Consider the following 13,037-nt stretch of genomic DNA (forward strand, 5'->3'; position numbering starts at 1 on the left):
GCGGGGAGTCGCTATTTTTGCGAAAGCTTGTTTTGGGCATCCCAGCCCAAGCAAGCAGCAAAAACTTAACGCGACCACTTATGCCTCCGGCGGCCCCGATTCGTCCTCGTCACCTCGTCCCGACCCAACAAGGGGTCGGAACATAGGCTCCAAATGACTTGACGCCGTGTCGGATGGCCTTTTATTTTGTCTCCACCTTCGCTAACGCTCAGACTCCGACAAAACAACGGCCCTACGGCTATCGCGGACTAAAAATCATCACTTCGCTTAGGCTACGTTTCCCTGATTTTCAGCGAAAGTGCTGCAAAAAATAAAAAGGCAGTTTCACCGGTTTTAATAGGGAAGTTTTGCTGCACTTCTTTACGTTCTTTGCCACCAAAGGGTGGGTTTGCCAGAATAATATCGTGTTGCTGGCTAGGTTGAATATCTGCCAGGTTTTCTGCCAGGGTATTGGTGTGCAAGACATTGGGCGCTTCGATGCCATGCAGGATCATATTCATAATGGCAATCACATAAGCGAGTGATTTTTCTCTTTGGCGTAAAAGGTACTGGTTTGCAGCGTGGTTAAATCGCTGGTGGACAGACCTTCTCGCTGACGCAGGTAATCATAGGCTTCGCATAAAAAGCCGGCAGAACCCGCTGCGCCATCGTAAATGGTTTCGCCTATTTGCGGTTGCAGTACGTCTATCATGGCGCGAATCAGAGGCCGAGGCGTGTAATATTCACCGCCATTGCGCCCGGCATTACCCATATTCTTTATTTTGCTTTCATATAGATGCGACAGTTCATGTTTTTCCTGTTGCGAACGAAAGCGCAGTTCATCTACTTTTTCTAGTGCATCGCGTAAGGAGTAACCACTTTGAATTTTGTTTTTAATCTCGCCAAAGATTTCACCATTTTATATTCAATGGTGTTGGGGTTATCGGCACGTTGTTTAAAGGCTTTTAGGTAGGGGAAAAGCTCGCCATCGACATAATCCATTAAGTCATCACCGGTTAAGGCGTTATTATGGTCAAAATTGCCCTGTGTATCTTTAGGGGCCGCCCATACACCCCAACGGTGCTGAGCATCAATGATGTACTGATAGTCGCTATTTTCTAGCTCGGCTTGTAGTGATTTCTCATACTCAAAATCATCCAGGTATTTTAAGAATAGCATCCATGAGGTTTGCTCGGTGTAATCCAGCTCGCTGGAACAGCCTGCATCTTTGTGCAGGATATCGTCTATATTTTTGAATACTTGTTCAAACATGTGGTGCTATTGCGTCCCTGAGATAGTCGTAAATCTAGTAACTTTAGCACAAAAGGATGTGTTTAGTGACGGATATTTTTGCGAAAGCTTGTTTTGGGCATCCCAGCCCAAGCAAGCGGCAAAAACTTAACGCGACCACTAATGCCTTCGGCGCCCCAGACGTCCTGCGTACGTGCCACTTCGCCATTACCATCGTAAACTCGGTGCTGGCTTCGTAACACTCCCTCAAATGACTGGACGGCGTTTTTCGGAATGCCTTTTATTTTGTCTCCACCTACGCTAGCGCTACGATTCCGACAAAACAACGGCCCTACGCCTTCTGGGGACTACCAGCCCTCGCGTTCGCTCTCCATGGCTGGCAGCGGGGGAAAAGCTCGCCATCGACATAATCCATTAAGTCATCACCGGTTAAGGCGTTATTATGGTCAAAATTGCCCTGTGTATCTTTAGGGGCCGCCCATACATCCCAACGGTGCTGAGCATCAATGATGTACTGATAGTCGCTATTTTCTAGCTCGGTTTGCAGTGATTTCTCATACTCAAAATCATCCAGGTATTTTAAGAATAGCATCCATGAGGTTTGCTCGGTGTAATCCAGCTCGCTGGAACAGCCTGCATCTTTGTGCAGGATATCGTCTATATTTTTGAATACTTGTTCAAACATGTGGTGCTATTGCGTCCCTGATATAGTCGTAAATCTAGTAACTTTAGCACAAAAGGATGTGTTTAGTGACGGCGAGAATTATTCTCGCTACACTTCCGACCCGTTGGGACTGTCTGCTAGTCGAATATGTTCCGGTGTATCCAGACAGCACAAGTTAAGGAATGTGCATAAAATAACTTGAGCAACCTGGAAGCAGGATCTTTAGTCTGCCTTTGACAATACTATGTCAGAAAGCGGGACTAAAATAAAAGATACGATCATAACTATTAGCCAAACGGCTAAAAAATTGAAGGTGAGGACTTATGATTATATTCGAGACAGAGTCAGCAGATAATACTGCTTACTTAAGAGTGTAACTGCCTAATAAACAATAAGTTAAGAATGTAGGCTGGGTTAGATTTTTTAGCGTAGCGAAAAAACGTAACCCGGCAACACGTTGATTTATGGAAAAATACTGGGTTACGTTATCGCGCTTTGCTTGATAAGCTAACCCAGCCTACATATGCAAGCTATTGTTTGTTAATACTTAAGTTTTTATCTTTTTTTGTGTTTTCGTGCCTTTCATGGTTAATTAAATCTTTTAATCACCCTTCAAATACATCCGTCCCTTCAGGTACAATAAATTCAAATAGGTCAGGAGCTAATGACTTTGGCATGGTGACATCAGAAAAAATAATTTGTGTGAGCTGGCCAAAGTTATCACTTAATTCCATGCCATAAAGCATATCGCCTTTTAATCCAACTAAGATATATTTAAAACTACTGTCGGTATTTTTAGGCGTTAATTTCAACCACAGAATGTCACCCTCTTGTCGTTGTTTGACAATGGTATATTTCTCATTTAAATCAACACTACCACTTAATAATAAAGCGGGGGTATCGCCAATCGACTGGTCTATTTTTTTGATAATAAGCTGTTCAAGATCCGCATCGTAAAACCACACCTTGCCATCTTTAGAGACTATTTGCTGCTCATAAGGCTTATTATAATTCCAGCGGAACTTACCTGGCTGCTGTAAATAAAAATCTCCCTGACTGGTTTGCATTACCTTGCCCAATTCATCCAGAGAAACCTGGGTAAATTTAGCTTGTATATTTTTTGCCCGGGATATAAACCCTTCTAATTTCTGCACAGCAGTTGAATCTGCATGCGCTACGACTGACAATAAAAGCATCAATAAAGCTATTATTTTTCTCATTAATAGTTTCCTCTTTAAAATTGGTTAAACCAGGTTCTCACCTTATTCACTGGTGTTTCCACACAGTATGCATTTTCACTAGGCTCGGAGCCTTTTATAAATGGGTAAGCAACAACATCCGGGCATAATTCATTAGCTTTTAGCCCCGATTCTTTATCAATCCATACAGAAATCACAGAGTCAGGTCTGGATAAAATGACTGATTGTTTAGCTACTTTCTTCATTAATTCAGTCCACAGCTTTAATGACCCACTCGCACCAGTAACTCCGGCAGATTTATTATCATCACGTCCTACCCAGAATACGGCTAAATAATCTCCGGTATAGCCTGCAAACCAGCTATCTTTTAAATCATTTGTGGTACCTGTTTTACCAGCAACGACTAATTCCTTGGGCAACACATTATAGACTGAACGCCCGGTTCCTTCACGCATGACTTCCTGTAGCAAGGTATTTGTTAAATAGGTTGCCCCAGGATCTAGTTTCTGCCTAAGTGCATAAGGGTAACGCTGTAACAAAGCACCATCCTGAGCTAGCACTGCACTAATAGAGCGTAATGGCATAGCAAAACCATCGCCCGCCAAGGTCTGATACATTTGAGTGACTTCAAAAGGTGTCAGAGTTAAAGAACCTAACAGCATAGAAGGAAAAAGGTTAATCGGCCTTTTAACTCCTGTTTCACGTAATGTTTTTGCAATACGCCCGACACCAATATCCATTCCTAACCGCACTGTGGCAAGGTTATAAGATTGTGCCAAAGCAGTATGTAAAGCTACATCTCCATGCTCTTTACGATCGTAGTTATTGGGTTGCCATATTTTCCCTTTTTCCGCTTTGATTTTAATTTTTCTATCACTAATCGGAGTGATCAAAGTATATTTTTCAGGGTACTCAAGAGCTGTTAGATAGACCAGCGGTTTAATTAATGAACCTATCGGTCGAACAGCATTCAATGCCCGATTAAAACCCACGCCCTGGCTATCTCTGCCACCCGCTAAAGCTACAATTTCCCCCGTATCCTTACGTGTGACTACAGCTGCTGTTTCCAGTTTTTTTGATTGCTTACGTTTTTCAATCTGCGCTAATTTCAGTTTAATGCTCGATTCCAAAGCATCTTGCACCTTAGTATCTAGCGTTGTGAAAATATTTAAGCCTTCAGAAGTTAAATCCTGCTCATCATATTCCTGTGTTAATTGCCGTTTAACTAAATCAATAAAAGAAGGGTATCGATTGGCAGGTCGATGAGCATAAGCAACAACCTTTATCGCTTTTTTCTTTGCCTTTCGCAGTTGCTGTTCACTAATATCACCATGAGCAAACATTTCATCCAGAACAAGGTTTCGGCGTTTTAACGCGCGTTCTGGCTTTCTACGTAAATCATAATAGCTAGGGCCGCGTACTAACGCAATCAAAGCCGCCACCTGATCCAGAGGGAGTTTATTTAAAGGTCTGGAAAAATAAAATTCACTAGCCAGACCAAATCCATGTATCGCATGAGCACCGTCCTGGCCTAAATAAACCTCATTCAGATAGGCTTCTAAAATCTCATTTTTACTAAATCGTAATTCCAGGATTAAAGCCATCAAAGCTTCATTGATTTTACGAATTAAACTACGCTCAGGTGTTAAATAAAAGTTCTTTACTAGCTGCTGAGTAATCGTACTACCACCCTGCACTAGCTTCCCGGCAAGTAAATTGACCCACATAGCACGAGCAATTCCTTTAAAAGAAATGCCTATATGCTGATAAAAATCGCGATCTTCTGTCGCTAACAAACCTTGCACCAGCGTTTTCGGCACATTTTCAAACTTAACCAGGACTCTATCCTCTTTATGAGCAGGATAAAAACTACCAATCTGTACCGGATCAAGGCGCACAATAGCTAATTCCCTACCAGAGACGGCATCCCGAATAGAGCTAACTTCATTAGCTGAAAAAGTGATACGTATGTATTGCACTTCCTGGGTTTTATCCCAAAATACAAATTTACGTGTTTTTAAGCTAATAGTTTGTGCGTTTCTATGAAAACTCGCTTGTGAAGAAAGCTTATTGTCTGAACGATAGTGTAACTTTTTTAATAGCCCGGTTAATTGCTTAGCATTAATCTTTAAATCCGCATAGAGTTCTACCGGGCTGGCATAGACACGTGCCGGAATCGCCCAGCGCTTACCTTCAAATTGCTCTCTAACCGTGTAATCCAGATAACCCAGATAACAAACAAAGACAAAAACGAGTAAGGCACAAAACTTAAGCATAGGTTTTTTAATCAAAAGCCATATTTTTTTCAAAAAGGAAGGCTTTTGTTTTGCTTTAGTTTTTCTCTTTGCTGTTTTTACCGGCCGCTTAGTTTTTCTTGGTTTAGCAGGTTTTTTAGTGTCCGCCATAACTTAATCTACACTCATTAACTGGTCAACACGTTGAAAACCTCTTGGTAAACCATTTCCCCTTTTTGCCCTAACTCCTGAATAGTTAACAAGATCAGCGGGTTTCAATGTTAGAGTTCGTTTGCCAGAAATCAGTTTTAAATTGCTATCTTCTGCAATAATAGTTACCGCAACAATCTTATCGGTTCCTGCTACAAAATCTGCATTCTTCATCTGTATTAATTTATTACCTTTTCCTTTGGCTAAAGCTGGTAAAGCTGCTGCTGGAAAGACTAGTAGTCGACCTTGTAAAGTAACCACAGCAATTAAATCCGAACTATTTTGGATTTTTACCGGAGTCAGTAGACTAGCCCCTTTCGCTAAACTAACAACCGCCTTGCCTGCTTTGTTTTTCGAAACCCAGTCTTTTAATTGCACTCGAAATCCATACCCGGCATCACTGACCATTAATAGCCAGTCATCTTCATGCCCCGTCCATAGATGCGTAAATAAAGCACCAACGGGTGGTTTTAATCGCCCTGTTAAGGGTTCACCCTGGCTTCGTGCCGAAGGTAAGTCATGTGTTGTTGTGGTATATACTCGCCCGGTAGAATCAAGGACAAACACTGGTTGTGTTGTGCGTCCTAATACCGAATCCAGATAGCTATCACCAGAACGATAATTTAGCCCTTGCGCATCAACCTCATGCCCTTTAGCCGCTCGTATCCAGCCCTTTTGTGACATTACAACAGTCACTGGTTCATTTGATATTAATGCAGTTGCATTCAAAGCCTGAGCAGCGTTACGTTCGACAATAAACGAGCGTCGGTCATCGCCATATTTATCTGCATCAAGTAAAATTTCTTTTCTAATTAAACGATTTAATAAACGCGCAGAACCTAGAGTTTTTTGTAAATAATTGCGCTCTTTTTCTAATTCCGCCTGCTCACCTAGTATCGCCATTTCTTCGAGCTTGGCTAAATGGCGTAATTTTAATTCTAGGACCGCTTCAGCCTGAAGATCTGAAATCCCAAAACGTTCCATCAAGACGGGTTTCGGTTTATCTTCACTACGGATAATGGCAATCACTTCATCAATATTAAGAAAGGCGATTAATAAGCCTTCTAAAATATGCAAGCGAGCTAAAACCTTATCTAATCTATGCTGTAAGCGTCTACGTACCGTTTCAGTACGAAAGCTCAACCATTCTACTAAAATCTCAAGTAAACCTTTTACCTGCGGCTTGCCATTTAAGCCGATCATATTCAGATTGACCCGGTAAGTTCTTTCCAGGTCGGTCGTGGCAAATAAATGCGACATGATACCTTCGACATCCGCACGTTTTGATTTAGGCATCACCACCAAGCGTGTTGGGTTTTCATGATCAGATTCATCCCTTAAATCTTCAATCATAGGCAATTTTTTTGCCTGCATTTGCGCCGCGATCTGTTCTAGTAATTTAGCTCCGGAAACCTGGTGGGGCAATGCGGCAATAATAATATTGTGCTCTTCCAGCTCATACTTGGCACGCATACGAATAGAGCCATTACCATTGATATACATTTTCTGTATATCTTCACGGCTACTAACAATTTCAGCATCAGTGGGATAATCTGGACCTTGAATAAACTTGAATAAATCTTCCAGACTCGCCTTAGGTTCATCGAGTAAATGCACACAGGCGTTGGCCACCTCTCTAAGATTATGAGGCGGAATATCAGTAGACATACCAACGGCGATACCCATAGTGCCATTGAGTAAAATATTCGGTAATCTATCAGGTAATATCGTTGGCTCTTTTAAAGTACCATCAAAATTATCTTGCCAATCGACTGTACCCAGCCCTAACTCACTTAGTAAGGTTTGCGCATAGGCTGTTAATCGTGACTCAGTGTAACGCATTGCGGCAAAGGACTTCGGATCATCAGGTGAGCCCCAGTTACCTTGCCCATCTACCAGAGGGTAGCGATAAGAAAAGGGTTGCGCCATTAATACCATGGCTTCATAACAAGCTGAATCACCATGAGGATGATACTTACCCAGTACGTCCCCGACAGTACGAGCTGATTTTTTATGTTTGGATACCGCACTCAGTCCCAGTTCAGACATCGCATAAACAATGCGCCTTTGCACTGGTTTTAAACCATCCCCTATATGCGGTAATGCACGATCTAAAATAACGTACATGGAATAATCCAGATACGCTTTTTCGGTAAAGTCCTTTAGTGGAATCTGTTCAAAATTATCCTGTATACCCATGTAATGTGTAGCGTGTCTGTAATTATTGATAAATGGCAGCTATATTAGCTTATTGTACCCAGCTTAGTAAGTTGAATTTTAAAACTTCTTATAGGCCGGCATCTGATAAAGGCTTATCATTGTCGTTAAGCATAAGTATTTGCAGGTCAAAGTTGCCAAACGTTAGAGCGCATAACCTATTTTTGTATCCACTATAAAATCTAGGGCCCGTCATTCCGGCAGGGAAGCCGGAATCCAGTCACAAGGATGTGAACAATACCCTCCATAGCACTGGATACTCGCTTGCCGCACCGGGTATGACGAACAATTAGTGCATTACTGAAATCAACCATCCATCACAAACACCCTGAAATTTATAGTAGATACCTATTTTTGTACAAGCCCTCTGATTAGCCCTTTCACCTTCCCTTAGAGCAAGAAGCTTTAATTTAGGGAAGTCCATGAATTTTAGGTGACTTAGATCTCCAAAACTTAAGGCTATAAATATCACAACAACATTCTTTCCAAGTCACTGTTTTCAGGTATTGCAATCTCTCGTTCACTTTCTGTCTGACACTTGTTAATAATCTGCATGCCTTTCTTGCGCAGTGATTCCTGGGTTTGAGCATTACTTTTAAGCTGTTCCAGAACACCTAATTCCAGAGATTGTAAGGCAATTATAAATCCACGTTTCAAACCCTTTAATGCTGCTTTTTCTATTGAAGGTTTAAGTTTTTTCTGTAAGAAATAAGGAAATAGCCAGGAAATAGCAATTAGCATGATGCTATTTATGGCAAAATCAGTCCCGACATAATGTGGTACCGCTTCTAAACTACTTTCGTAAAATTCAATAAAGACTTGATAGCCCACCCATCCCATTGCTGCAATGGGTAATATAATTTCAGCAAGTTGTGCTATTTTTATGATTGATCGTTGTACAATATTTCCTGGTTTAATCAAGCTCTTACGTACTGATAATAAAGTTTTCTCTTCAATGATTTTTTCGGCATTAGCTCTGATAGGCAAGAACAGTTGTTTTAACGGTATCACAGGTAAAGATAAGTAATCTGCCTGCAAAATTAAAGCATCCAAAGCATCATCAAACCGTGTTTGTGACCATTTATCCCATAAGCGTTGATGTAGGTACGGCTCTGTGTCCTTGTTTGCTAAATTACCACTATTTAGAGCATAGTATTCTGCTATTTGCTGTAACGGTAAAACAGTTGCCTCCAGTAGCAGCTTTTCCAGTTCGTGCCAATGGCTTTGCCAAAAAATAATTAATTCTTGTGTGACGGTTTCAGGCCCGAGAAGCCTAAGCGTGGATTGCAAAATTTTGCTCAATTCCTCTTTACGTACTTGTTGACCTCTTAACTCTAAGTGTTTTATCGTATTATCTGTTGCCAGATTTTGTAAGGTTGCCTGCAAGTTATCAAATTCATCTATCTGCTCAGCAGATTTTTCAATTGCACAACAGCTTTGATAAACCAGTGGGTTAGTAAAACCAGCTTTCTCCAATTGTTTGATAAAGTCTTGATACTGCTCTATCTGGCCTCGGTCAGACTGGTTTAACACAAAAATCCAGGCATGCCGACCACCTTCCGATTGTAGAATCTTCCATGCTTTACTATCACGATAACGTTCAGGACTGACTACATAGATTAATACATCGATATGTGGCAACCATTCCAGAACTAACTGCTGATTACTCTGCTCTGTACTATCAAAATCAGGCATATCGATCCAGATAATATGCTTATTTTTCTCTTCAGCATGTTCAGCTATTTTAATTTTATCAATTGGCAAAGTACTCGGTAAATGTGCAATTTTCACACTGTCGTGGTGAAATAATGTCACTTCTTTAGAGGTTGGTCTAACCACACCAGTACGCGCAATTTCTTTTTTCGCTAAACGATTCAATAGCGTGCTTTTACCAACACCTGTGCCACCCAGAAAGGCAACAATTAACGGCCTGGCCGAGGCATCAATAAATAAACTATCCGGGGTTCGATCATCAAATCCCGACAGACTAGTATATGCAGATTCAGGTATCCATGCATTATCCGCGACTTGTTTTGCCCAGTCCTTCGCCAGAACCACTAATTCAGAGTATTCGTAATCCATGCCGCTTTTGTTCCAATTGTGCCTCTGCTTCAGCAAGCTGACGAGTAGATATATTAAAATAAGTGTTACGCATCATTTTTTCAGGTAAGCCGGTCAATGCCTGCTGTATAACCTGGGTAAATAACTGTTGCTTTACAGCATTCAACTGCTGATGTTTTAACTCTGTTTCAGCACGCTGTAAATAACTCCCTATTGCACTTTCAGCCAGATAAGAGGTCACTGACAGCATTGCGGGAGCAATGAGTAAATCATGCAAACCAATCCCTCCTGCTTGAACAGCTAAGGCTAACATGGCTGCATCAGCCGTTACCCGTGTGGCACGTAAACCATTTAACAAGGCTGGATGTTCTTCTAATTTACGATACAAGCCTTGTGCAGTATTTTCAATTTCCTGCTTAAAACCAGCATGATAAACCTCTGTACTGTGCTCAAAGTGTTTTAAAATAATTCCTTTTTCTTGCCTTAACTGACTATTAATTGCTTTCCACCATTTATTATTCTCATGGCTTAGATCAACCTGATCGAGTATTTTATCGCCCATTTGCAGAAATACATGCTCGGCAATTTGCTGTAATACAGCAGTTTCCTGGGTTTTTGGGTAACTTTGGTTATATTTTCTCTTACCCGCAGAAAAAACTTTTCTTAATGGCCAGGCTAATAGTTTTCTACTTTGCGCAATAACATTTGCCAGGCCAGGGACCTCCAGCAAAGTAAGCAGTTTAATCAGGGCATTTTGAAAAGTATCATAATGCTGCGGGTGATCCAGATAATCTCTCTGATACTCAACAAGAGCTTGCTTAATAGCCTGATCTATCAGTATCTGCCAGGTAGTCTGCGCTTCCTGTTCTGACCTGACTGGAGCTAACCACGACTGCCAATGTTGTTTAATAAAACTGGTTGCTGCAACTTCATGTTTTTTGCGCTTTATTTTATTAATCGAATTATTCAGTAAGTTGAGCAATTCATTTTGCTGAGCTTCGGGGATTTCCCCTTTACTAAACAAAATCGGCATTATGCCTGGTAATTTATCATGACGAACTTGCTGCCAACGTTCTTTAAAGGAATCAACAACAATTAATTGTGATTCAGCTGTCAGCTTATTAACTACGACCAGAACAGGTTGATTCAGGGACTCTAATAGAGCCATCGTATCCCACACTGACTGATCAGCATATTTCTCTTTGCTAACAACTAATACCAGAACATCGGCAAGTGCTAAAGATTTTAATGCACCTTCCCGATAACTATGAGCATCAATAGAATCAAAATCTGGTGTATCCCAGAGTACACATTCAGGTAATTTATTGGTACTGATAGGATTAAGTGAATAACAGGCATATCTGTCATGATCTAAAGTATGCTGCTGAACCTCTTGAAAACCTGAAAAATATTGAGTAATGCCCGATAAAGCATCAGCCGTCAAATCTACGGCAAAGCCTTGAGGGTGCACCGTATATCCAGCTAAAGGACTAACTCCCGCCGCATTTTGATTAAGCAATAAATTGACGACAGTACTTTTACCTGACTGAGTTGGGCCTATCACTGCTATATTTATAGGCAGTCTCCCTTGCTCAATAAACTGTCCTTTAGGCAAAAAAGATTCAATTAAGATTAATTGCTCAATACATGTCTGAAAAACTGTCCACTGAGTTCCATCTTCAGCAAACCCGGATTGAATTATCTGGTACCGCTGTTTTAAATTTGTAATAAATTCCAGCATTGATTTTGGCTTATGTATATAATTACATAGTAATTTACTATATTTAAGCCTACCAACTTACGGTAAACTCAGGCAAGCTTTACATTATAGTCAAATATTTATAATAAAAAAATACTTACGAGGATTCTTCTATGCGCATACTACCCATTATCATCATTTCATTAAGTGTCCTTTTGTCTACAGGTTGTAGTAAAGGGGGAGCAATAAACGGACGTAGTTTTAAAACAGCTTTACAGTCTGTCAAAATGATGAAAGGACGCTTACCTCAAGAACAAAGAATTGCCTTTGAACTTTCTTTTTGGGCAATCAGAACTGCTTATAGAAAAAATTCAGAATTCCTTGATATCGTTGACGGTAAAACGTCTGATGAATTAATTGAAGTGGGCAAAGAGGTTTTTGAAAAGCGTAAAGCTGATGGTTTTGAAGAGTATCAACAATATGCAAGCTGGGATGAAATGATTAGCAAATATGCACAAGAACGTGCTGCTCAAACTACTAAAAAGAAATATTCCCGTAGAGATGCTGAAAATAGCGTTCTATACAAACTATAATACTTGATCTAGATCTATAGTAATGCTGCCTCTAGTAGCTTTTTAAGTCGTGATGATACCCCCCTGCTATGAAAGTGTGGTCATTTGTTTTTAACAAGTCTACATCTCATTGACTATTATTTACGTCATTGTAACCATAAAACTAGAAGCACAAAGTCAACTTATCAAAATAATTCCAAGACCAGTGTAGCTATCGCTAGGTAAAAACTGGTCTTGAGTCTAACCTTCTCCAGGCAGAAAACTAAATAGCATTTACCATCAATTATATTTTTCCATTTCATGACTGATAGTAGAGACTTAACTTTTACATAGGTATTATGATGAGTCCCATAGATTTAGCAGCAGAATTTAATGAAAGTTTTAAATGTTGTGTAAATGACCCTCTTTTTATAGACAGGTTTTATGAACTTTTCCTTTCCAGTTCTGGCGAGGTTAAACTTATGTTTAAAGACACAGATCAGGCGCGCCATGCTACCTCACAACATTCTGGGACTCCTGTCACCAACATTCATTCGCCTACGCAGCGAATGGGAGATGCCCTAGTCGCCCTGCGTCCGTCTCAACTACGCACAAAACCCTGCTCCGTTAAGACTACCTCAAATGGCTGGACGGCTATTCGGAATGCAATTCTTGCCTCCCTCGCGCGCTACTAGCGCACTTCGGATCAGCGAATTGCCCTGTCGCCTACCAGGGACTAAAAATCATCACTCCGCTTAGGCTCCGTTTCCCTGATTTTAAGCGATGGAGACACAAAAGGCCATGCTTCATATTTCAATGGCTTATATGACTAAAAGTCATGAAAAGAAATCAGAAATTCTCTTAAAGATAGCGAACAGTCACAATAAAAATAACCTCAATATTAGACCACACCTATATTCATTATGGTTAGATAGTTTGGTCTCGGCGGCTAAGTCCATTAATCATGATTTT

At 40.7% G+C, this 13,037-nt stretch carries 8 protein-coding genes and 2 pseudogenes; 2 read left to right on the forward strand and 8 right to left on the reverse strand.

Translation table 11 applies throughout. The annotated features are described in order from the left end of the window. Nucleotides 1-308: 308 nt before the first annotated feature. The 8 genes and pseudogenes from CDZ78_RS08930 to CDZ78_RS08970 form a co-directional block, all read right to left on the reverse strand. Nucleotides 309-1,251, reverse strand: a pseudogene (locus CDZ78_RS08930) (class I SAM-dependent DNA methyltransferase); the annotation flags it as partial. Between the two features lie 62 nt (nucleotides 1,252-1,313). After that, complete coding sequence (locus CDZ78_RS21850; protein ID WP_167374229.1) at nucleotides 1,314-1,472, reverse strand: hypothetical protein; 159 nt, start codon at nucleotides 1,470-1,472, stop codon at nucleotides 1,314-1,316. A gap of 110 nt (nucleotides 1,473-1,582) precedes the next feature. After that, a pseudogene (locus CDZ78_RS08940) lies at nucleotides 1,583-1,915 on the reverse strand (type I restriction-modification system subunit M N-terminal domain-containing protein); the annotation flags it as partial. 584 nt (nucleotides 1,916-2,499) lie between these two features. After that, a complete protein-coding gene (gene lolA / locus CDZ78_RS08945) occupies nucleotides 2,500-3,114 on the reverse strand; it encodes an outer membrane lipoprotein periplasmic chaperone LolA (RefSeq protein WP_244559204.1) in 615 nt (204 codons plus the stop codon). Nucleotides 3,115-3,128: 14 nt separating this feature from the next. Further along, nucleotides 3,129-5,498 carry a penicillin-binding protein 1B gene (gene mrcB, locus CDZ78_RS08950; RefSeq protein WP_087869710.1) on the reverse strand — a complete coding sequence of 790 codons (2,370 nt, stop codon included), beginning with the start codon at nucleotides 5,496-5,498 and terminating at the stop codon, nucleotides 3,129-3,131. 3 nt (nucleotides 5,499-5,501) lie between these two features. Beyond that, nucleotides 5,502-7,736 (reverse strand): DNA topoisomerase IV subunit A, encoded by a 2,235-nt coding sequence (gene parC / locus CDZ78_RS08955; protein ID WP_087869711.1) that lies wholly within the window; start codon nucleotides 7,734-7,736, stop codon nucleotides 5,502-5,504. Between the two features lie 486 nt (nucleotides 7,737-8,222). Then, nucleotides 8,223-9,836 (reverse strand): GTPase, encoded by a 1,614-nt coding sequence (locus CDZ78_RS08965; protein WP_087869713.1) that lies wholly within the window; start codon nucleotides 9,834-9,836, stop codon nucleotides 8,223-8,225. After that, entirely contained in the window at nucleotides 9,817-11,556 is a 1,740-nt protein-coding gene (locus tag CDZ78_RS08970) for a GTPase domain-containing protein (RefSeq protein ID WP_087869714.1), read from the reverse strand. The genes CDZ78_RS08965 and CDZ78_RS08970 overlap by 20 nt, the downstream gene beginning before the upstream one ends. A 131-nt stretch (nucleotides 11,557-11,687) precedes the next feature. Between CDZ78_RS08970 and CDZ78_RS08975 the strand changes: the two genes are divergently transcribed. Both CDZ78_RS08975 and CDZ78_RS08980 read left to right on the forward strand, forming a co-directional pair. Beyond that, nucleotides 11,688-12,107: a hypothetical protein gene (locus CDZ78_RS08975; RefSeq protein WP_087869715.1), complete on the forward strand. Its 420-nt coding sequence runs from the start codon at nucleotides 11,688-11,690 to the stop codon at nucleotides 12,105-12,107. A 320-nt stretch (nucleotides 12,108-12,427) separates the two neighbouring features. Then, a complete protein-coding gene (locus CDZ78_RS08980; protein ID WP_087869716.1) occupies nucleotides 12,428-12,760 on the forward strand; it encodes a hypothetical protein in 333 nt (110 codons plus the stop codon). Nucleotides 12,761-13,037: the final 277 nt, after the last annotated feature.

The organism is Bathymodiolus platifrons methanotrophic gill symbiont (assembly GCF_002189065.1).
GTDB lineage: Bacteria > Pseudomonadota > Gammaproteobacteria > Methylococcales > Methylomonadaceae > Methyloprofundus.

Coding starts and splice junctions, on each gene's coding strand:
- parC (WP_087869711.1), bottom strand. CDS start 7,736: ATGGGTATACAGGATAATTTTGAACAGATTCCACTAAAGGACTTTACC.
- mrcB (WP_087869710.1), bottom strand. CDS start 5,498: ATGGCGGACACTAAAAAACCTGCTAAACCAAGAAAAACTAAGCGGCCG.
- CDZ78_RS08980 (WP_087869716.1), top strand. CDS start 12,428: ATGAGTCCCATAGATTTAGCAGCAGAATTTAATGAAAGTTTTAAATGT.
- CDZ78_RS08975 (WP_087869715.1), top strand. CDS start 11,688: ATGCGCATACTACCCATTATCATCATTTCATTAAGTGTCCTTTTGTCT.
- lolA (WP_244559204.1), bottom strand. CDS start 3,114: ATGAGAAAAATAATAGCTTTATTGATGCTTTTATTGTCAGTCGTAGCG.
- CDZ78_RS08965 (WP_087869713.1), bottom strand. CDS start 9,836: ATGGATTACGAATACTCTGAATTAGTGGTTCTGGCGAAGGACTGGGCA.
- CDZ78_RS08970 (WP_087869714.1), bottom strand. CDS start 11,556: ATGCTGGAATTTATTACAAATTTAAAACAGCGGTACCAGATAATTCAA.